This is a genomic window from Opitutus sp. GAS368, assembly GCF_900104925.1.
Lineage (GTDB): Bacteria > Verrucomicrobiota > Verrucomicrobiia > Opitutales > Opitutaceae > Lacunisphaera.
Map to the genome: position 1 here is coordinate 1156455 of NZ_LT629735.1, position 20363 is coordinate 1176817.

At 63.9% G+C, this 20363-nt stretch carries 16 protein-coding genes and 1 tRNA gene; 7 read left to right on the forward strand and 10 right to left on the reverse strand.

Annotated features, from left to right (window positions below; genetic code table 11):
• Window positions 1–64: 64 nt before the first annotated feature.
• The 4 genes from BLU29_RS04985 to nth all read right to left on the reverse strand — a co-directional run bounded on the left by BLU29_RS04985 (window position 65) and on the right by nth (window position 3825).
• Window positions 65–274, reverse strand: a complete 210-nt coding sequence (locus BLU29_RS04985) for a GIY-YIG nuclease family protein (protein ID WP_091055617.1) — start codon at window positions 272–274, stop codon at window positions 65–67.
• Window positions 275–388: 114 nt separating this feature from the next.
• Window positions 389–465: transfer RNA gene (locus tag BLU29_RS04990), tRNA-Val, on the reverse strand.
• 39 nt (window positions 466–504) lie between these two features.
• Window positions 505–3054 carry a PAS domain S-box protein gene (locus tag BLU29_RS04995; RefSeq protein WP_172830212.1) on the reverse strand — a complete coding sequence of 850 codons (2550 nt, stop codon included), beginning with the start codon at window positions 3052–3054 and terminating at the stop codon, window positions 505–507.
• Between the two features lie 105 nt (window positions 3055–3159).
• On the reverse strand, window positions 3160–3825 hold the full coding sequence (gene nth, locus BLU29_RS05000) for an endonuclease III (protein ID WP_091055620.1): 666 nt from the start codon (window positions 3823–3825) through the stop codon (window positions 3160–3162).
• A 180-nt stretch (window positions 3826–4005) separates the two neighbouring features.
• Between nth and gcvP the strand changes: the two genes are divergently transcribed.
• The 6 genes from gcvP (at window position 4006) to BLU29_RS05025 (ending at window position 10449) form a co-directional block, all read left to right on the forward strand.
• Window positions 4006–6927: an aminomethyl-transferring glycine dehydrogenase gene (gcvP, locus tag BLU29_RS05005; RefSeq protein ID WP_091055622.1), complete on the forward strand. Its 2922-nt coding sequence runs from the start codon at window positions 4006–4008 to the stop codon at window positions 6925–6927.
• 737 nt (window positions 6928–7664) lie between these two features.
• The gene (locus tag BLU29_RS05010; RefSeq protein WP_091055623.1) at window positions 7665–7853 is read left to right on the forward strand and encodes a hypothetical protein; all 189 of its coding nucleotides are present in this window, start codon (window positions 7665–7667) and stop codon (window positions 7851–7853) included.
• A gap of 31 nt (window positions 7854–7884) precedes the next feature.
• Entirely contained in the window at window positions 7885–8271 is a 387-nt protein-coding gene (locus BLU29_RS05015) for a type II toxin-antitoxin system death-on-curing family toxin (protein WP_091055625.1), read from the forward strand.
• Window positions 8272–8285: 14 nt separating this feature from the next.
• Complete coding sequence (locus tag BLU29_RS17900; protein WP_157693637.1) at window positions 8286–8858, forward strand: hypothetical protein; 573 nt, start codon at window positions 8286–8288, stop codon at window positions 8856–8858.
• 244 nt (window positions 8859–9102) lie between these two features.
• On the forward strand, window positions 9103–9897 hold the full coding sequence (locus tag BLU29_RS05020) for a fumarylacetoacetate hydrolase family protein (RefSeq protein WP_091055627.1): 795 nt from the start codon (window positions 9103–9105) through the stop codon (window positions 9895–9897).
• 78 nt (window positions 9898–9975) lie between these two features.
• Entirely contained in the window at window positions 9976–10449 is a 474-nt protein-coding gene (locus tag BLU29_RS05025) for a cupin domain-containing protein (RefSeq protein ID WP_091055629.1), read from the forward strand.
• A 191-nt stretch (window positions 10450–10640) separates the two neighbouring features.
• On the opposite strand, the gene BLU29_RS18500 is transcribed toward BLU29_RS05025, so the two are convergent.
• The 4 genes from BLU29_RS18500 to panC all read right to left on the reverse strand — a co-directional run bounded on the left by BLU29_RS18500 (window position 10641) and on the right by panC (window position 17000).
• On the reverse strand, window positions 10641–11591 hold the full coding sequence (locus BLU29_RS18500) for a PEP-CTERM sorting domain-containing protein (protein ID WP_091055631.1): 951 nt from the start codon (window positions 11589–11591) through the stop codon (window positions 10641–10643).
• A 767-nt stretch (window positions 11592–12358) separates the two neighbouring features.
• Window positions 12359–14308: an oligopeptide transporter, OPT family gene (locus BLU29_RS05035; RefSeq protein ID WP_091055632.1), complete on the reverse strand. Its 1950-nt coding sequence runs from the start codon at window positions 14306–14308 to the stop codon at window positions 12359–12361.
• 143 nt (window positions 14309–14451) lie between these two features.
• Window positions 14452–15408, reverse strand: a complete 957-nt coding sequence (locus BLU29_RS05040; RefSeq protein ID WP_172830213.1) for a 2-dehydropantoate 2-reductase — start codon at window positions 15406–15408, stop codon at window positions 14452–14454.
• 749 nt (window positions 15409–16157) lie between these two features.
• Window positions 16158–17000 carry a pantoate--beta-alanine ligase gene (gene panC / locus BLU29_RS05050; RefSeq protein WP_091055636.1) on the reverse strand — a complete coding sequence of 281 codons (843 nt, stop codon included), beginning with the start codon at window positions 16998–17000 and terminating at the stop codon, window positions 16158–16160.
• A 140-nt stretch (window positions 17001–17140) separates the two neighbouring features.
• Between panC and BLU29_RS05055 the strand changes: the two genes are divergently transcribed.
• Window positions 17141–18364 carry an LL-diaminopimelate aminotransferase gene (locus BLU29_RS05055; RefSeq protein WP_091055637.1) on the forward strand — a complete coding sequence of 408 codons (1224 nt, stop codon included), beginning with the start codon at window positions 17141–17143 and terminating at the stop codon, window positions 18362–18364.
• Window positions 18365–18554: 190 nt separating this feature from the next.
• On the opposite strand, the gene BLU29_RS05060 is transcribed toward BLU29_RS05055, so the two are convergent.
• A complete protein-coding gene (locus tag BLU29_RS05060; protein WP_091055639.1) occupies window positions 18555–19181 on the reverse strand; it encodes a hypothetical protein in 627 nt (208 codons plus the stop codon).
• Window positions 19182–19652: 471 nt separating this feature from the next.
• Window positions 19653–20270 (reverse strand): helix-turn-helix transcriptional regulator, encoded by a 618-nt coding sequence (locus BLU29_RS05065; RefSeq protein WP_091055640.1) that lies wholly within the window; start codon window positions 20268–20270, stop codon window positions 19653–19655.
• Window positions 20271–20363 lie beyond the last annotated feature (93 nt).

Consider the following 20363-nt stretch of genomic DNA (forward strand, 5'->3'; position numbering starts at 1 on the left):
AAGCGCCCTCGGGCTGGCTCTACAGTCGCTTTTTGGCAAAGGCGCGACCTGATGATGATTTCAGCTACTTCTCAAACAAAGCCGCTTGCTCGCGATCACGGAAGGCGACCGCCGTTTTGATTTGCCATGGCCGACGCCGGGCCGTGTGCGGCACCGCACCGGCATTGTGTCGGGCCAACCTGCTGGCCAGATCGTCGGTCAGGCCGACATAGAAATACTCACCAGCCTCCGAGTGGAGAATGTAGACATAGTGAAAGCCGGCCGTCGCGTTCATTGGTTTTGCCCGGCTACGCTGTGCTTCGCCGCGGCAGTCTTCGCCGTATGGCATAAGAGCCTTGGGATTAATCGATCTTGGCTTGCCGAGTCGTGGCTCCGGAGGAGCGAAGACTGGTGGACGCTACAGGACTCGAACCTGTGACCCCGTGCGTGTGAAGCACGTGCTCTAACCAACTGAGCTAAGCGTCCATAACGAGGGGCAGACGGTTAACAGCCGCAAAGGGCGAATCAACCATTCTTTTGCCCCGCAACCCACGGCTCCAGTTCCTGCCGCATGGCCGTGAGCAACTCGGCCTCGGTGTAGGGCTTGCGCAGCAATATGCGCACCCCCAGCGCACTGAGGCTCATCTCACCCTCGGCCGATCCGCTGCCATCCACCGCCAAACCGGACGAGGCGATGATGGGCAGGCTGGGCGCGAGCCGCCGGATCTGCTGCGCCAGCTGACGCCCGTTCATGCGCGGCATCATCAGGTCGGTGAGCACCAGCGCAAACCGGGCCGGGTCGGCCCGGAAGGTTTCCAGGGCTTCCTGGCCGTCCTCCGCGACCTCGACCGTGAACCCGTGCCGCTGCAACGCATGCAGCGTGATCAGCCGGATGGTTTCCTCATCGTCAACCACCAGCACCCGGCGGCCGGCGCCGCTGAAAGGCACCGCTTGCGGCGGACGCGAATCCACCCGTTCCGCCGGACTTTCGAGCGCGGGGAGCAGGACGGTAAACACGGTGCCGGTCCCCAGCTGGGTGGCGACCTCCACCGCCCCGCCATGACTGCGCACGATGCCGTAGACCGTGGACAACCCGAGCCCCGTGCCTTTGCCCAGCGGCTTGGTCGTGTAGAACGGCTCGAAGATGTGTTCCAGCACCTGGGGGGGTATGCCACTGCCGTTGTCGGCCACGGTCAGGGCCAGGCAGGGCCCCGGCTTGAGCGGCGGGTTGCGGGCCGCGCGGGCCTCATCCACCAACAAGGCTTGCCCGCCCAGCACCAGGCAGCCGCCGGCGGGCATCGCATCCCGGGCGTTGATGGCGAGGTTCAGCAACACCTGGTGCAGCTGGGTCGCATCACCCATCACCGGCGGCAATCCCGCGGCCAGCTCGGTTTCAATCCGGATGTTGCGCGGCAGGGTCTCGCCCAGGATCTGCGCCGCTTCCTTGACGAGGTATTTCGGCTGGACCGGCCTGCGCTCCCCCTCGATGCCGCGCGCAAAGGTCAGCACCTGGCGCACGATGCCGGCGCCGCGCTGGCCGGCGCTCTCGATCATCTCGAGCGTCTTCCGTGCGTCCGCGGTCGGATACTTCAGCTTCAGCAGCTCGAGCGAAAGCAGGATGGGGGCGAAGATGTTGTTCAAATCGTGCGCGATGCCGCTGGCGAGCATCCCGATGCTTTCCAGGCGCTGCGCCCGGGCGAGCTGCTTCTCCAGGTCCTTGCGTTCGGTGATGTCCTGCTTGATTGCGACAAAGTGCCGGATCTCCCCGTTTTCCCCGGAGATCGGCGCAATGGTCATGAACTCGTGATACAGGCCGCCGTCTTTGCGCTGGTTGAACATCTCGCCCGACCAGACTTCGCCGCGCTTGATGGTCGCCCACATATTGGCATAAAATCCGGGCGTGTGCCGCCCGGATTTGAGCACCCGGGGATTGCGACCGACGGCCTCCTCGGCCGTATAGCCGGTCAGCTTGGTGAAGCCCGGGTTGACCCATTCGATGGTTCCGGAAGCATCCGTCACCACCCAGCCCACGGGCGCGACCACCACCGCGGCGTGCATCAGGTGGAGCCGGTCGAAGGTGCGGCGTTTGTCCGTCTCGTCGACCATGATGAGCAGCAGGTGTTTCTCCTCCTCGTAGAGGAACGGCACAAACCGCGTTTCGACCCAGATGGACCGGTCGAACGACGTGACCAACGGTCCGTTGTGCGTCATCGGGCGGGCGGCAGCCAGGGCCTGCTCAGCCGCGGCCAGCAGGCCGTGCTGTCGCCAGGATTCCAGCTCACGGAAATTCTGCCCGAGAAGGCCGGCCACATCCGTCCCGACCAGGCGGGCGGCCGACTCATTGGCGATCACCGTGCGACCGTCGGCCTTGTAGACGATGATGCCATACGGGGCTGAGTGCAGCACGGCCTGCATGAAACCCAGGGCGTCTCTGACCCGCCGCTCACCGCTTTTCCGGTCCGTGATGTCCAGATGCGTGCCAATCACCCGGAGGGGCCGGCCGTCAGGACTGCGGCTGACGATCCGGCCGCGGCCGAGAATCCACCGATAGGCGCCATCCTTGGTGCGAAGCCGGTATTCGCTCGCATAGTCGAGCGACTTTCCTTTGAGATGGCTGGCGATCTCGGCGTGGACTTGCGGCAGGTCATCCGGATGCACCCGGGTTTCCCATTCCGCCCGGGTGTCGCCGATCTCATCCTCGGCATACCCCAGCATGGCCTTCCATTGTTTGGAGAAAAACACCCGGTTGGTCTCGGCGTTCCAGTCCCACAAGCCGTCGCCCGCCCCCTCCAGGGCAAACTGCCAGCGCAGCTGGCTTTCGCGCAGCGACTCCGCCGTCTTCTCGCACCGCTCGACCAACCGTTTGGTCAGGCCATAGAGCAGCGAGGCCGTGATAACGACGAACGCCTGATCCTTCGCCGCATCGGCCATCCAGATCGTGCGGTCCTCCGGCTGCCACCAGATCAAGAGACTGTTGTTCGCCGCGACCCAGATTGTCCCGAACAGGACATAGGCCAGAGTCAGCCTGAATGGGGAATCGATGCGCGAAGCGGCCATGATGCGTGAAATGTTCATTGGCCCGGCCGCCATTATCACAGATCGGTGCCGGATCGACTGCGCATATCTTGCGCAATCTCCGGCATCCGTTGCCGCCCCTATCGTTTAACCGCCGCTTCGGGATTATTTGCGGGTTTTTACGGCCCGTGTCCGCCCCGGAAAGAGTGTCCGGCAGATCTCGCAGACCGTGCCGTCGCAGCCGCGCGCCGTGCAGTGCTCGCGGCCGTAATAGATGATGCGCAGGTGCAGCTGATTCCATTGCTCGGACGGGAAGAGGGCCTTCAGATCGTGCTCAGTCTGTTCCACGTTGCGTCCGGTGGTCAGTTTCCAGCGCTGGGCCAGCCGGTGGATGTGGGTGTCCACCGGAAAGGCCGGCACGCCCCACGCCTGGCTCATGACGACCGAGGCGGTCTTGTGCCCCACCCCGGGCAAAGCTTCGAGCTCCTCGAAGGTCCGCGGCACCTGGCCCGCGTGCCGGTCCAGGATGAGCCGCGAGAGCCCGCTGATGGCCTTCGCCTTTTGCGGCGAGAGGCCGCACGGCCGGATGATCCCCTGGATTTTCGCCACGGGCACCTGCGCCATGTCGGCGGGATTGTCGGCGACAGCCCACAGCTGCGGGGTGACCAGATTCACGCGTTTGTCCGTGCACTGGGCCGAAAGCAATACCGCCACTAGCAGCGTGTAAGGATCCTTGTGGTCCAGCGGGATGGGCGTCTCCGGATAAAGCTCCGCCAGGCGGCGCGCCACGAAGGCGGCGCGAGCCTGTCGGGAGGTGAAAGCTTCTGGCATGGTGTAGGAGCCTGCTTGCAGGCGATCAGGACATTGTCCGCCCGGGAATCGCCTGCAAGCAGGCTCCTACCGTCATGTCCGGCGATAAGCTGCGCCCCCGCCGGCAAAACAACGCTTAATTGTCCCCGGCGCCGACCAAATCTCAGTTGCGCGGCCCCTGCCCTCGCCTACCGTCCGACCATGGCCTCCCCGCGCGACCTGCTCGCCCCGCTCGACACCTTTGAACGCCGCCACACCGGCTCCCCCGCCGCCGATGTCGCCGGGATGCTGCAGACCGTGGGCTTCGACTCGGTCGACGCCCTGGCCGACGCCGCCGTCCCGGCCAACATCCGCCTGAAGCGCCCCTTGCGCCTGCCCGCGGCCGCCAGCGAGAGCACCGCCCTGGCCGAACTGCGCGCCATCGCGTCGAAGAACAAGGTTTTCCGCAGCTACATCGGCATGGGTTACTACGACACCGCCACGCCGGGCGTCATCCAGCGCAACATCCTCGAGAACCCGGCCTGGTATACCGCCTACACGCCCTACCAGGCCGAGATTTCGCAGGGCCGGCTCGAGGCGCTGCTGAACTTCCAGACGGTCGTCACCGACCTGACGGGCCTGCAGATCGCCAACGCCTCCATGCTCGACGAGGGCACCGCCGCCGCCGAAGCCATGATGCTCGCCCACCGCGTGAAGCTCGGCGAGAGCCACGACGCATCCGTGTTTTTCGTCTCGGACAAGTGTCAGCCGCAGACGATCGACATCGTCAAGACCCGCGCCAAGCCGCTCAATGTCTCCGTCGTCACGGGTGATCACCGCACCTATGATTTCGCCGGCAAGGTCTTTGGCGTGCTGGTGCAATACCCGGACACCACGGGCAGCATCCACGACTTTGCGGCCTTCTTCGAAAAAGCCCATGCCGCCGGCGCGCTTTGCGTCGTGGCGACCGACCTGCTCGCGCTCACGCTGCTGCGCGCGCCGGGCGAGTTCGGCGCGGATGTCGCCGTCGGCTCCGCGCAGCGCTTCGGCGTGCCGATGGGCTTCGGCGGACCGCACGCCGGCTTTCTCGCCACGAAGGACGAGTTCAAGCGCCAGATGCCCGGCCGTCTCGTGGGTGTCTCCAAAGACGCCCAGGGCAACCCGGCCATGCGCCTCGCCCTCGGCACGCGTGAGCAGCATATCCGCCGTGACAAAGCCACGTCCAACATCTGCACCGCCCAGGTGCTCCTCGCCGTCATGGCGTCGATGTATGCCGTTTACCACGGCCCCGCGGGCCTGAAGCGCATCGCCCAACGGACGCGCCTGCTCACCCGGATGCTCGCCGACGGCCTCAAGGCCGCCGGGGCGAAGATCAACGCCGAGCCGGTCTTCGACACGCTCACCGTCACGGGCATCGCCGCCGCCCAGATCCATGCCGCCGCGGCCGCCGCGCGGCTCAACCTCCGCCCGGTCGACGCCTCGACCGTCGGGATCTCGCTCGATGAGACGACGACGGTGGAGGATCTGCAGGTGTTGATCTCTCTTTTTGGAGGTGCGGCGACCTCGCTGCACACCGACCGCGGCGAGGTCGCCGCGGCTCCAGTTGAGTCCGACTACGCCGCGCCCTTCGCGCGGAGTTCGGAATTCCTCACCGCCTCCGTCTTCAACAAATACCACACCGAGCATGAGATGCTCCGCTACATCAAGCGGCTCGAGACCAAGGATCTCTCGCTGGTCCACTCGATGATCTCGCTCGGCTCGTGCACGATGAAGCTCAACGCCACGAGCGAGATGTTCCCGGTCACCTGGCCGGAGTTCGGCCGGCTGCACCCGTTCGCCCCCGCCGACCAGACCAAGGGCTACGCCAAGATGTTCGCCCAGCTTGAGAAATGGCTGAGCGAGATCACCGGCTTCGCCGCGGTATCGCTCCAGCCCAACGCCGGCTCGCAGGGCGAATACGCCGGCCTGCTCGTCATCCGCGCCTACCACGAGTCGCGCGGCGAGGGTCACCGCAACATCTGCCTCATTCCCACCTCGGCGCACGGCACCAACCCCGCCAGCGCCGCGATGTGCAACTTCAAGGTCGTGCCCGTCGCCTGCGACGCCAACGGCAACATCGACGTCACCGATCTCAAGGCCAAGGCCGCCGAGCACGCCGCGAACCTCGCCGCGCTCATGGTCACCTACCCGTCCACCCACGGCGTGTTCGAGACCTCGATCAAGTCCATCTGCAAGGCCATCCACGACCACGGCGGCCAGGTCTACATGGATGGCGCCAATATGAACGCGCAGGTCGGCCTCACCTCGCCCGGCTACATCGGCGCGGACGTCTGCCATCTCAACCTGCACAAGACCTTCTGCATCCCGCACGGCGGCGGCGGCCCGGGCATGGGCCCGATTGGCGTGGCGAAACACCTCGTCGGCTTCCTGCCGAGCCACCCGGTCGTGCCGCTGCACCATGACACCGGCGGCCACCACATGGGCGCCGTCAGCGCCGCACCGTGGGGCAGCGCCAGCATCCTCGTCATCTCCTGGATGTTCATCCGGATGATGGGTCCCGACGGCCTGACGCGCGCGACGAAGTTCGCGCTCCTCAACGCCAACTACATCGCCAAGCGCCTCGATGCCCTCTTCCCCGTGCTCTACCGGGGCGCCGGCGGCCTGATCGCCCACGAGTGCATCCTGGAGTTCCGCCCATGGAAAAAGCACGGCCTGGAGGTCGAGGACGTGGCGAAACGCCTGATGGATTACGGCTACCACGCTCCGACCATGTCCTTCCCCGTCCCCGGCACGCTCATGATCGAGCCGACGGAGAGCGAGACCAAGGCCGAGCTCGACCGCTTCTGCGACGCGCTCGTGGCGATCCACGGCGAGATGGCGGCCGTCGCCAGCGGCGAGAGCGACAAGCTCAACAACCCGCTCAAGCACGCCCCGCACACCGCCGCGGTCGTCTGCGCCACCGAGTGGCCGCACCCGTATACGCGCGAGCGCGCGGCCTTCCCCGACAAGTGGACGCGCGCCGCGAAGTTCTGGCCGGCCACCGGCCGCGTGGACAACGTCTACGGTGACCGCAACCTGGTGTGCTCGTGCGTGGGGATGGAGGCGTATGCGGAGGCGGCGAAGCCATCCCCCACGCACGCCTGAAGCTTACGCCGCGCCCGCGAAGGCGTGAGTGGAGGGCTCAGCTCCAGCTGAACCATGGCAGGGGCCGTTGCAGTCAGCCCTGCCCTGCGTCAAACGGTCTCGCTACCCTCAATCGGAAAGAGCCTAATACCAATCGCCTCAAGCTACTACACTCTACACCAAGGTCGCCAAGGCCGCGAAGCAGATCCTGCGATGGGAAATATCTCTGCGTTCTTTGCGGCCTTCGTGTAAAAGCTTTGGGTGTTTGGTATAAGAAGGTTGCCCGAAGGATACCCGGATACCCGAAGGAAAAGCGAAGGAAGTCGGGTTTGGGAAGCATCCTTCAGGTCTCAGGTTTCTGTCACGACCCGGGGTCCTCACCCCACGCCTGTAGCATCCAGTAAGGATCCTGTAGAGGAGTAGTAAGGATCCTGTAAGGCAGCCAAGGGCCAACCGCTCCCGATCCACCCGGGTGATCCACCCCGGAAACGTGACCAAACAGCCCAATCCGCCGTTGTTGCCACCTCGTCAGGCGTCGCCCGGAACTTGAGTAAGACGGGAAGCCGCGCAAACGCCAGCAGCACCCTGCGGGACCAATGGTCCCGCCTCCAGTTGTAGGAGGGGCTTTACGCCCCGATGGTTGTTGCATCGCGGCGTAAAGCCGCTCCTCCAGGCTCGGCACAGCTGCGCCCGGTCTACAGTGATTGCTGTATTCCGCCCCCGTTGACACCCGGCAACCGGCGGCGCACATTACTCGCGTGAACAAGAAGCCGCGCAAAGTCCAGGAAGCTGCCACCCCCTACCCCGCCAAGAAGCCGGTGAAGGCGGCGCCTGCGCCTGAGGCCGGAAATACCGGTGTGCGCTACATGGACGATGCCGCGTTTAAGAAGGCGGCGGATAAGGTTTTCAAAACTCATCACGAGCTCTTCCGCAAACTGGCTCAATAGCCTGGGGGGTGAACACCGCCCCTCTTGGTATATGAATGAGCCCGTTTTCCTTTCCCGCGAGAAGGTGATGCAGTTGCATCGCATCTCACTCGAACAGCATGGCGGTCTCGACGGGCTCCGCGAACCCGGCTTGGTGGACTCGGCCCTGATGCAGCCCGAGGCGACTTACTTCTATGGACAAGGTGACCTGGCCGCCATTGCCGCTGCTTACGCCTTTCATATCGCGCAAAACCAACCTTTCATCGACGGCAACAAACGCACCGCCATGGCTTCGGCCCTCACTTTTCTCGAAGGTAATGGCATCGACATTGAAAAATATGACGACGCCCAGCTCTACGACGCCATGATCGGCATCGCCGAAAAGCGCCTCGACAAGGCGGGGCTCGCGGCGATCTTCCGTGTCCACCTCGGCTCGTGAGCTGAACGCGACCCATGGATCCTCTCTCCGAAAGTAGCCACGAGCGTGAGCGAGTGGACAAATCCCATCTGCCCCGGCTCGCCCCCGTAGCCTATCGCGGCTTGGTCCCGGTTCACTGGACACTCACCTTGGAGAATCGTGCGACCGGCTGGTTGACGCCCGGTTTTCACTCTCACTTTCGCGAAATCCTCCTCCATGTCTGCGCCCGTTACGGTCTGGCTTGCCCTGTCTATGTGCTCATGCCGGATCACATGCACCTGCTCTGGCTGGGGCTCGGCCCTGAGTCAGACCAGCGGGTTGCCATTGAATTCGCCCGCAAACATCTCCGGCCGGAATTGGCGCCGGCCCAATGGCAGCACCAGGTGCATGACCGGGTTCTGCGTGACAACGAGACCTTGTCCGGGGCGTTTCTTGCAGTGGCAAATTACATCCTCCAAAATCCCGTCCGAGCCGGGTTAGTCGCCCGCTGGCAGGATCATCCTTTCACAGGAGTTTGTGTTGCGGGCTATCCTGATCTCGACCTCCGTCAGGAAGACTACCGGGGGTTATTCTGGCGAATTCATCATCGCCTGATTCAACCTCACTGAATCCACTCGCTCACGCTCGTGGCTACACCTCAATCAGCACCTCAACCAGCCCCGCCCTTTTCAGCTTTGCACCTTCGCGGCTTCGCGTGAAACCTTCCGGTATGAAAGTCCGACCCTCACTGGAGAAACCCGAGCGAACGGAGATATCCCATCTGCTTTTCTCTGTTTCCTTCGTTACCTCCTGTGCAACTGCCTTGGGGTTTCATCCGGGATCATCCGTGCAATCCGTGGTTAAAAAACCTTCATGAAACTGATTCGTCACCTTACTCCTACCGGCCCGGCCTGGGCGGCACTTCAACCCGACGGTTCCGCCCGCGCCGTCGAGGGCGACATCCTCGGCTCCTGGCGGGTGACGGACAAAACCGTCAAACCCGGCAAGCTTCTCGCGCCCATTGCGCCCGCGATGATTGTCTGCATCGGCCTTAACTACGCCAAGCATGCGGCCGAGGGCGGCAAGCCGCCGCCGGAGCGGCCCGTCTGGTTCATGAAGCTGCCCGGCGCCGTGGTGCCTTCGGGCGACCCGATCCGCCTGCCGGCGAAGCAGCCGAGCACCAAGGTGGATTACGAGGCCGAACTGGCCATCGTGCTCGGCCAGGAGTGTCGCAACGCTACCCGCGCCAACGCCCTCGACTTTGTGCTCGGTTACACCTGCGCCAACGATGTCAGCGCCCGCGACTGGCAGCGCGACTTCGGCGGCGGCCAGTGGAACCACGCCAAAAGCTTCGATACCTTCTGCCCGCTCGGTCCCGTGCTGGTGACCAGGGACGAAGTCCCGCAGCCCAACGCCCTGCGCATCCGCTCGATCCTCAACGGCCAGACGATGCAGGACTCGAACACGGCCGACATGATCTTCGACGTGCCGGCGATCATCGAGTTCCTCAGCGCCGACAAGACGCTGCCCGCCGGCACGCTCATCCTCACCGGCACGCCCGAGGGCGTCGGCTTCGCCCGCAACCCGCCGGTCTGGCTGAAGGCGGGCGATACGATTGTCGTCGAGATCGAGAAGATCGGCACGCTCACCAACCCGGTGATCAACTAAAACATTACCGCGGATTACGCGGATGAATACGGATAAATACCTCCGGCCATCCGCGTCTATTCGCGCCATCCGCGGAAAATGAAAAAAATCAACATCGCCCAGCTGAAGTGGGATCCCTGGAAATCGCCCAAGGGCAAGTTCGTCCAGGCCGGCAAGAACATCTCCGGCGCCCTCGGCGACGTCCGCCGCGGCTGGCCGAAGAAGGGACATCCTTTCAACCTTGAGCTGGTGAAAGTGCCGCCCGGCAAGCCGGCGTGCCCGTTCCACTCCCATACGACGCAGTGGGAACTCTACGTGATCGTCAGCGGCACCGGCACGGCGCGCTGCGGCAAGGAGCGGCACAAGGTGCAAGCCGGCGACGCGTTCATGCACCCGCCGCTCGAGGCGCACCAGCTCATCAACACCGGAAAGAAGGATCTCGTCTTCTATGTCGTCGCCGACAACCCGCCGGTGGACATTTTCCATTACCCCGACACCGGCAAGTGGGGCATCCGGCCGCAGGGAAAATTCTTCCGCATGACCAAAGCCGATTACTGGGACGGCGAGGAATGAGATAGGGTGGCTTGAAGGCGTCCAAGAAGGTTTGTCATTCTGAGCGCAGTGAAGAATCCAGTTGGATTAAACGAAGCGTTTTCAGCGAGCGATTGTCCTGATGGATCCTTCGCGCGGCTCAGGATGACAAGGCACACCCAAAACAAAAGCCGGGCGGCTTGCCCGGCTTAAGAAAACGACTTGGGTTAGCTTCAGGCCGCCGCGCGACGGCGACGACGGATCATCACGCTCGCCAGCGCCACCACGCCGAAGATCGCGGCATAGGTCGAGGGCTCGGGGACGGCGGTCTGGATGGTGAGTTGCGTCCTGATTTCGAACAGGCCGGCAGCGGCGTTGGCCCCCAAAGCGCCCAAGGTGAAAGCTTGAATATCGTCGAAGTGGGATTCGAGCGTGTATGTTCCGCCGTAGCCCAGTTGTCCCGCGCTGATCGTGAACGAAGGCGCGGTATTTGCCGCCACGGCACCGGCACCAGCATTGGCCGTGGGATCCCAATGCAAAAACCCTGAGGGTTGAGCTATGGCCGAAGTATTCGTCGAGCCAAAGACGGCGGCGTCATAATGGTATCCCTGGTGGGCAACAGGGGACCCGGTGAATACCTGATTGAAGGTGATGGTCAGCGAATGGCTCGGATCCAGGTGATACACTCCCCCGCTCCAACCATCACCCGCGCCACCGGTCAACGTAAGCAGGGGTGTCGCAACGAGACTTACGGTTGGATCCGTGAGGGTTATGTTCGCAGTGCCGGTATAGGACGAATGCGTGGCATCACCGGTCAGGCTCATGGTATACGTGCTGCTCGGGAAAGCGGTCACAAGGTTGCCGAGACTCGAATAGGAACCGGCATTATATTTCCATTGGGAATTATTTATGTTGGGCGCTGTAAGGCTTTGCATCGTCGAGTTCGGGAACGTCACACTGGCTGCAGTCAACGGACTGGACGCTGTCATGCTATTGCCGTCGACCTCAGCGCTGAAAGTGAAAGGCACGGTGGGATCCGCGCTGGTGGTGGTGGCGTCCGTTTGCACCATTTGTTGCGCTCGGTTAATAGTGATGAACTGAATCGTCTGAGCGCCAAGCGGCAGTCCGGCAGACAGCGCCGCCACCGCGAAAAACGAACCAAGCATTACCCGCGTCGTTTTCATAGTGATTGCAATAAGGCCGCTCCGCCCCGCAAAGGCGACCCTAAATTAGGGGAATCCCCTACTCCCCGGCCTACTAGCACTACTCCCGTCAGGTATATGATGCCTCGAGCGACACCCCCCGCCCTGCCGGGCACCCTTCTCCAGAGGGGACCCAAGCCAACGCCGGCGATAATCCCCTCTGGAGCGGGGCCTGTCGGCCATAGGCCCGGCAACGGCTGATGGCGCGTAGCGACGGGAGTGTCGGAACCTGACGGAGTAGGGCTAGGGAGTGTCTTCAAATCTCCGAAAAGGACCACTAATACCAATCGCCTCAAGCTACTCCACTCTACACCAAGGTCGCCAAGACAGCGAAGCAGATCCTGCGATGGGAAATATCTCTGCGTTCTTTGCGGCCTTCGTGTAAAAGCTTTGGGTGTTTGGTATAATGAGATTTCACCAAGGGTAAAATCCACGGAAACCACTCCGGCTGATCGCCTGCGCGGTGGGTTTCAGGGGCCCGCTAATCGCGGGCAGAAAGGGCGGCGAGCAGCCGCCCCCTGAGCCTGGCGGCGGAGGCGATTAGCCGGAGCGGTGAAAGTAGATTCCGCCGTTGGCGGAATCCTTTTAGGGAGTGTTTTCAAACCCAACAAATACCCGTTTCCTGTCATTCTGAACGAAGTGAAGAATCCATGCGTTCGCTCGCGATATGGCCTTCGTTGCCGTGGATCCTTCGCTCCGCTCAGGATGACAAACCGGGTTTGAAAACACTCCCTCGTGCTGGGCAGGCCTCAGCCCGTCTGGCAGCTGCGGCGGGAGTAGCGATACAACGCGGCGATGGCGCCCGCGAACAGCAGTATCCCGATGATGATGCCCGGCTTCTCGAAGCTGTCCCCGACGACCGCCAGCGGCGTGTCGGTGCCCGCCACGGCGACGACGCCGGCGAACGCGACGCCGAAAAGACTCTCACCTACGATCAACCCGGTGGCCGCCAGCACGCCCATGCGCTTGGCAAACTCGGGGTTCTTTTGGCCGTCGGCCCATTTGTCGTAATAGTGGCTGATCACGGCGCCCACGGGAATCAGGAGGGTCAGCGCCATCGGCAGGTAGATGCCCATGCCGACGCACAGCGGCGGCAGCCGCATCTTGCCGGTCTTGCGCAGCACCTCGTCGAGGATGATGGTGCCCACACCGAGCAGCGCGCCCCAGCCGATGAGGTTCCAGCTGATGTCGCCGCCGAGCACGCCTTTGGCCAGCGCGGAGATGAGCGCGGCCTGCGGCGCGGCCAGCGCATGCTCGCCCGCTCCGGGCGCCCCGGCGAAGCCGAAGGCCTTGTTGAGCAGGTCGAGGACGGGCGGGATCACCAGCGAGCCGAAGATGACGCCGTAAACCAGCGCCACCTGCTGCCGCCAGGGCGTCGCCCCGACCAGCTGCCCGGTCTTCAGGTCCTGCAGGTTGTCGTTCGCGATCGTCGCGATGGAAAACACGATGCCGGTGGTGAAGAGCGCGTAGGCGACGAGCGCTTTGGTCTGCTCCGGGCTGCCACCGTGTCCATAGAACAGCACGAGGAGCACCGCCGCCCCGATCACGCTGAGGATGCCCACGCCGGAGACGGGGCTGTTCGAAGCGCCGATCAGGCCGGCCATGTAGCCGCAGACCGACGCGATGATGGCGCCGACCACGACGACAAAGACCAGCGTGCCGAGGATGACCGGCCAGATGCCCGGAGCGATGGCGGTGCCGGAGCTGAAATACCAGAGGAGCGCGGCGATCGGCACGAGCAGGGCGAGGATGACGCCGCCGACGAGGCCGATGGGCAGGTCGCGCTCGGTGAGCTCGAGTTCGGTCCCGGCCGACCGCGCCTTGGACGCCGCCATGGCCGCGCGGATGCCCTTGGTGATCGGGCCCATGATCCGGAACAGGCTCCACAGCGCCGCGACGCCGATCACGCCGGCACCGATGAACCGCACCTCGGTGCGGAAAGTGGTGTTGACGATCTTGTCGACGTTGTCGCCCACGCCGTGCATGGCGGTGAGCAGCGGCACCAGGCCAACCCAGGAGATGAGCATGCCGACCAGCATGGCGATGCCGACCGACAGGCCGACGAGGTGGCCGACGCCGATAAGCGCCATCGAGAGGCTCGTCGAGGCACCCGTGGCGGCCGAACCGATTTTGAAGTTTTTCGCGACCTCGCTCGCCGCGAGGCGCATCGCTCCAAGCAGCGCGTAGCCGGCGGAAATCAGCGAGCCGACGATGATCATGCGCAGGCCCTTGGCGTTCTCCGCCTTGCCCTCGGCGGAGCCGAAGCCGACCTTCAGCACCTCGGCGGCGGCGACGCCCTCCGGGTAAGGCAGGTCGGAGCCCGTCACCAGCGCCCGGCGCAGCGGGACGGAGAACATGACTCCCAGCGTCCCGCCGATCGCGCAGACGGCCACCGTGGTCCAGTAGGGAAAGCCCTGCCACCAGCCGACCATGATCAGGCCGGGGAGCACGAAGATGATCGCGGACAGCGTGCCGGCGGCGGAGGCGATCGTCTGGACGATGTTGTTCTCGAGAATGTTGGAATTCCCGACCAGGCGCAGCAGCGCCATGGAGATGACCGCCGCCGGGATCGAAGTGGCGAAGGTCAGGCCGACCTTCAGCCCCAGATACACGTTGGCGGCGGTGAACAGCAGCGTGATGGCACCACCCAAAATGACACCCCGGACCGTGAGTTCGCGAACACCTTGGTCTTTTTGCATACGGCACACTGCGAGCCCGCCCGCCCGGCATCAAGCCTCGGGATGAGAGGTGATTCTTCCGCCTGGAGGCGGGACTATCAGTCCCGCGGGTTGCCAGAAACGATGCTGATGCCTCGCGGGACTGATAGTCCCGCCTCCAAAAATCAGCGGCGCTTCTTCGGCCCGTCCCGCGCGGCCAGCAGCCGCTTGATCAGCCAGTAGAGCATCTCCAGGCGCGGCACAGGCACGCCGACGGACTTGGCGCGGCGCACGGGCTCGCCCCAGATTTCCTCGAGCTCGATCGGGCGGCCCTCGCGAAAATCAATCAGGCTCGACGGCTCGTATTTGCCGAGCCGGGCCGTGCGGTCGAACTGCAGGTCCATGAACGTGCGCGGGATCGTGTGTCCGAACTTGGCCGCCGCCTCGAGGAGCTCCTCCATCAGGCGCCGGGCCAGCGTGCGCAGGCCCTCGTCGGCCATGAGGACGTCGGTCGTGACGCCGCCCGCCGCGATGGCGAGGCCGTTGAACGGCACGTTCCACACGAGCTTCTTCCAGCGCAGTTCCTCGAGATTGTCCTGCGCCTCGCACTTGACGCCGGCGGCCTCGAAGAGCGCGGCAACCTCGCGCGTGCGGGCCTGCGCCGGCCGGCCGAACTCGCCCAGCATGATCAGGCCCGGAAAGGAACACTGCACCACGCCCGGCGCGGTGCGGGTGACGCCGACAAAGCAAATGGCCCCGAGCACGCGCTCGCCGCCCACGACCTCCGCGACGGGTTCCTCGACCCCGAGGCCGTTCTGCAGGGTGAGCACGAGCGTGTTCGGACCCATCAACGGCGGCAGAAGCTTGGCCAGCGCGGCGTTGGCCGTGGCCTTGACGGTGACGATGACGAGGTCGCACGGGCCGATGTCCTCGGCCGAGGCGTGGGTCTGCACCTTTTTGAGATGGAAGCGTTCGCCCGGCGATTTGACGCGGATGCCCCGGGCCATGATGGCCGCCCGGCCGCTGCGCACGAGGAAATGGACCTCCTGGCCGGCCCTGGCCAGCCGGGCGCCGTAATAACAGCCGAGCGCGCCGGCACCGACGATGGCTATGCGGGGATGGGTAGGAAGATGGGCGCTCACAACGCCTCAGTCGTCACAAAGATGCGCAAAAAATACAACTCCTCAGTCACCGGCCAACCCCGCTGCAACTGCCCCTTTCACCGCTTTCATTCACACCCGGATGTCACCCCATCGTGACGCGGTAAAAACCCCGACTTGGCCGTCGGAGCGTCCGGGCTTGGCCGGGGCCCGCTGCTGACCTACTGTCTTGCTGGACCCTTGCTGAATCCTTGCTGAAACACCCGGCTCACGGGGAAGCCCTTCCTTATCGCATAAACCCCAGCATTTTGCGCGCCTGGCCCGGGGGATGTCCTCTTATGCTGCAGCTGGGCATGCCAAAAGCCTGATCACCCCCGGCGCGGCTTTTGCGTCACTCATGGCATGTCCACGGGCTGTTCACAGAAACTCGAACGCCCCTGACTCAGAGCGAAAACCCGGGGGCGACTGACAAGTTATTCACAGCCCTGATTGGCGTGCTGCTACCCCCTTCCTTGGAGCCACGGTGACCTCGCCGTGGTCAGACCGATTCTCGCGGGCGGGGTTGCCCGCGCTCCAGCACCGCGCCTTCTTGGTGGAGTGGAGCGCGCCGACCTCATCGTGCTTTGTCCGCCGGCGAACGTCCTTGAGCGCCTTGGGGTCAAGTCGCTCCACCTCCATCCGATGAACATGAAGGCGGGATGCGGTGATCCCGCCCTACAACTGGAGCCGCGGCGACCTCGCCGTGGTCAGGCCGATTCTCGCGGGCGGGGTCGCCCGCGCTCCAGTTCCTTCTACAAAGGCATGTTATCGGTCAGCCGCACCTCATCCACCCAGAAGGAGATGGCCATGAGGCACTGGCCGGGCGTGACCTCGCGCAATTGCTCCATCGTATGGCGATCAACGACCGAAATATAGATCACGCGCAGCCGCCGCTTGGCCGCGATCAGGTGAGTGACTTCCGCGACAAGCCGGTCGGTGCTTTTTACCCCCGACTCGACCATTTCCTTCGCCCGGCGCAGCGAAGCGTAGACCGCCAGGGCCTCCTCGCGCTGGGTGGGCGACAGGTAATTGTTGCGGGTGCTCACGGCGAGGCCATCGGCGTCGCGCACGATCGGCGTGGTCACGATTTCCACCGGCAGCAAGAGGTCGGCGGCGGCTTTGCGCACCACCGCGATCTGCTGGGCGTCCTTCTCGCCCATCACGAGCAGATCGGGCCGCACGATGTTGAGGAGTTTCAGCCAGCAGGTCAGCATGCCGCGGAACAGCGCCGTGCGCGACACGCCGCACAGGTGCTTGCTGACGGCCTCTTCCTGCAAATGGGTGGAAAATCCGCGCGGAAACATCTCCTCGGCCGGCGGGGCGAATAACACCGCCACGTTTTCCTTCTCGCACAGCTGGGCGTCGCCGGACGGGTTGCGGGGGTATTTGGCGAAATCCTCGCTGGGGCCGAACTGCAACGGATTCACAAAAGCGGACACCACGACGGCCGCCCCACCCTCCTGCGCCTTCCGAATGAGACTGGCGTGGCCGGCGTGCAGGCCGCCCATGGTCGGGATCAGCGCCACGCGCCGGCCGGCCGACCGTAACTCGGCGGCGGCGGATTGCATCGCGTTGATTTTGTCTAGCTTCTGCATGACCCGGAACGGGCTTGAACTATCCAGAAGCGATTACCTTTATCAAGCCTCCTCGCCTCGGCATTTATGCCGGGGACGAGCCCTCCGTAGCCCAACAGGGCGAAGGAGGGGCGCCCCAGCCACCCTTTCTCTCCGCTCCCATGATCCGCGTTAACGACCATTACTCGAAACTGAAGGCTTCCTATCTTTTTGCCGACATCGCCAAGCGCGTGAACGCCTACGTCGCCGCCAACCCCGGCAAGCCGGTCATCCGCCTCGGCATCGGCGACGTCACCGAGCCGCTGCCGCCGGTGTGCATCGCGGCGCTGCACGCCGCCACCGATGAGCTGGCGAACCGCTCCACCTTCAAGGGCTACGGCCCCGAACAGGGCTACGCCTTCCTCCGCGAGGCCATCGCGCAGCACGACTTCAAGGCCCTCGGTGCCCACGTGGAGCCCGACGAGGTGTTCGTCAGCGACGGCTCGAAGTGCGACGTCGCCAACATCCAGGAAATCTTCGCCGCCGATACCAAGCTCGCCATCCCGGACCCGGTATATCCGGTTTACGTCGACACCAACGTCATGGCCGGCCGCACCGGCGCCAACGTGGACGGCCGCTACTCGGGCATCACCTACCTCGATTCGACCGCGGCCAACGGCTACGTGCCGTCGCCGCCGTCGACCGGCGCCGACCTCATCTACCTCTGCTTCCCCAACAACCCGACCGGCGCCGTCGCCACCAAGGCCCAGCTCGCCGCCTGGGTCGCCTACGCCAAGCAGCACAACGCGATCATCCTCTACGACGCCGCCTACGAATCCTATGTCCGTACGCCGGGCATCCCCCGCTCCATCTACGAGATCGAGGGCGCGCGGGACGTCGCCATCGAGTTCCGCAGCTACTCGAAGCTCGCCGGGTTCACGGGCCTGCGCTGCGCCTACACCGTCGTCCCGAAGACGCTCAAGGCTCGCGATGCCGCTGGCCACGAACAGGCCGTCCATGCGCTCTGGAACCGCCGGCACACGACGAAGTTCAACGGCGTCTCCTACCCCGTGCAGAAGGCCGCCGCCGCGGTCTACACGCCCGAGGGCCAGAAGCAGACGCGCGAACTGACGGATTTCTACCTCGGCAACGCCAAGCTGATCCGCGAGGCGGTGACAAAGCTCGGTATGACGTGCATCGGCGGCGACAACGCGCCCTATATCTGGGTCAACACCGGCCGGGACTCCTGGGAATTCTTCGACCTGCTGCTGAACAAGGCCCAGGTCGTCTGCACGCCCGGCGCCGGCTTCGGCAAGTGCGGCGAGGGCCACGTGCGCATCAGCGCCTTCAACTCCCGCGAGAACGTCACCACCGCCCTGGCCCGCATCGCCGCCGCGCTGAAGTGAGTTTGGTGGTGGAGCCGCGCCGACCCCAGCGCGTTTTCCTCTTTCGACCATAGAAAGGGGGTTATCCTTCAATCCTGCACACCCTGCCCTCCGGGTAACCCTCTGCACAGAGGGGATTCATGCAAATATCGATTGGATCCCCTTCCACCATGAATAGGAGTGGCGCGAAGCGCGGGGGGTGTTGAGATTGCTATCTTGTCCAACTTGCCTCGGTACGGCGTTTAAAACTGATGAGGCATTCGCTGTAATACCCGGGCTGCTTTTCTCGCTCGGTCATCTTGATATCGATCGGTCGATTCCGGCTATCTGCTGGTATTAATAGGACCATGGCTTCGCGACCCAGGGGTTCCATCGCTTTTGGGAAAAGATTGGCTGCAACTAACTGTGACTTGGGGAAAGCCCTCAGCCCTACACCGGGCGGAAAATCTCCGCCGCCCATCATCGCAAAAAACCCGACAATGTTCCCCTTCCCGAGACCGTCCCGCAAGGGAGGAGGAAATATTAAACCGGCAAGCTTGCCCTCAACAAACAGCAGGCGGATTTCATAGTCCACCGCTGTCCCGGGAGGGGCATTCACCCGATGATAGCGCAGCACGGCGTTCCGCTCATCGAGCATCTCAGGATACACGTCAAAATCATTCAAATCCCGTATCGTCAACAGCGGCTGCTTAAAGACGAAGGTCGCGTTTTCATTTCCTTCCCAAGCCGTGAATTCAGTGATGGCGCGCATCTGCGACCGGAAAGCAAGAATCTGCGTCCAGTTACACCCAACCAGCGCAGAGGCCAGCAGCAGAGAAAAAAGCAGTCGTGAACTCATTGCAGCTTTCATGCAGATACAGGCGGCCGCACTAGGCGGCCGCCTGTGGGATTATTATGTCTGCATCGACCCCTTGAAGCTCCCATCTGCACCCTTTTCCGCTGTGCAGGTGAAGCCTGGCAGGATCGTCAATCCCACCAACGTGACTAACATGGCTATCCAGATAGCCCGTTTACGCGTGGGTTTGGGTTCATTCGCATCATTCATGGCATTCCTCTTTTGGTTTATTGTTAGTATTTTAGTTTCCCCGGGGAATCGCCTTGGGTGACGGTCTAAGGCTGAAATCGGTCATATGGGTGGTGTTTGCGAAGACGGTGGCTCTCGTCCGAATATGCCCTTGAAGAACCGGTATCTCGACTGCACGCATGCTCATTCTGCCCACAGAATGAGCGCCGGGGCCGGCCGCGAAAGATTCGCGACTACGCAATTTTGCGTAGCGCTGGGCCGCCTTGAATCAGGCGGTCCAAAAGCTCAGCGATTCAGCATCGCCGTCACGCGCGAGCGGTTCGCGACGCCGAGCTTGCGGAAAATGCCGGCGAGCTGCGTCTTGATCGTGAGCTTGCTGCGGCGGAGTTCCTTGGCGATCTCCTCCGTCGTCAGGCCGTCGCGGACGCGCAGGGCCACCTCGCGCTCCCGGAAGGTCAGGCGGGACAGCAGGCTGAGCGCGCCGGGGGAAATCGGACGGTCGCGATCGCCGCGGGGCCGGCGGTAGTCGAGCTGGAGGAAGCAGGCGGGCGGCCCGGTGCGGCCCGGACGGCGCTGCAGGCGGATGACGGCGTGCAGGCCGCGGTCGGCCTCGCCGATGATGCGGGCATCGGGCGCGGCGCGGGCCGGGTTGTCCGCCGCAAGCAGCGCCTGGCATTCCTTCCACAACACCTCGGGCACGGTGAAATCGGCGCGCTTCAGCGGCAGGGCGTCGCGCCGGAGCGGCGTGCGGTTCCACACGGCACACACGACCTCGGCCTCGCGGTTGAACCACAGCGGCTTGCCGTGGGCGGAGAGGACGAGCAGGCCGACGGGCAGGTCGTCGAGGACCACCTGCGCCAGTTCGAGCAGGTCGCGGAGCTTGGATTCAACGGCGGAGGCCATTTTTCGGAGGACGGATTACAGAGGACCGAGGACGGACGATTGAGAACGGATTAAGCGTCGGGTCGCTAGGTTTGTTTTGGCTGTGTGGCGGTA

What these genes read in the sequence shown, in the direction of transcription:
- BLU29_RS05060 (WP_091055639.1), bottom strand. Translation starts at nt 19,181, where the DNA reads ATGAGTTCACGACTGCTTTTTTCTCTGCTGCTGGCCTCTGCGCTGGTT.
- panC (WP_091055636.1), bottom strand. Translation starts at nt 17,000, where the DNA reads ATGCAGAAGCTAGACAAAATCAACGCGATGCAATCCGCCGCCGCCGAG.
- gcvP (WP_091055622.1), top strand. Translation starts at nt 4,006, where the DNA reads ATGGCCTCCCCGCGCGACCTGCTCGCCCCGCTCGACACCTTTGAACGC.
- BLU29_RS04985 (WP_091055617.1), bottom strand. Translation starts at nt 274, where the DNA reads ATGAACGCGACGGCCGGCTTTCACTATGTCTACATTCTCCACTCGGAG.
- BLU29_RS18500 (WP_091055631.1), bottom strand. Translation starts at nt 11,591, where the DNA reads ATGAAAACGACGCGGGTAATGCTTGGTTCGTTTTTCGCGGTGGCGGCG.
- nth (WP_091055620.1), bottom strand. Translation starts at nt 3,825, where the DNA reads ATGCCAGAAGCTTTCACCTCCCGACAGGCTCGCGCCGCCTTCGTGGCG.
- BLU29_RS05055 (WP_091055637.1), top strand. Translation starts at nt 17,141, where the DNA reads ATGATCCGCGTTAACGACCATTACTCGAAACTGAAGGCTTCCTATCTT.
- BLU29_RS05015 (WP_091055625.1), top strand. Translation starts at nt 7,885, where the DNA reads ATGAATGAGCCCGTTTTCCTTTCCCGCGAGAAGGTGATGCAGTTGCAT.
- BLU29_RS05035 (WP_091055632.1), bottom strand. Translation starts at nt 14,308, where the DNA reads ATGCAAAAAGACCAAGGTGTTCGCGAACTCACGGTCCGGGGTGTCATT.
- BLU29_RS17900 (WP_157693637.1), top strand. Translation starts at nt 8,286, where the DNA reads ATGGATCCTCTCTCCGAAAGTAGCCACGAGCGTGAGCGAGTGGACAAA.
- BLU29_RS05065 (WP_091055640.1), bottom strand. Translation starts at nt 20,270, where the DNA reads ATGGCCTCCGCCGTTGAATCCAAGCTCCGCGACCTGCTCGAACTGGCG.
- BLU29_RS04995 (WP_172830212.1), bottom strand. Translation starts at nt 3,054, where the DNA reads ATGAACATTTCACGCATCATGGCCGCTTCGCGCATCGATTCCCCATTC.
- BLU29_RS05020 (WP_091055627.1), top strand. Translation starts at nt 9,103, where the DNA reads ATGAAACTGATTCGTCACCTTACTCCTACCGGCCCGGCCTGGGCGGCA.
- BLU29_RS05025 (WP_091055629.1), top strand. Translation starts at nt 9,976, where the DNA reads ATGAAAAAAATCAACATCGCCCAGCTGAAGTGGGATCCCTGGAAATCG.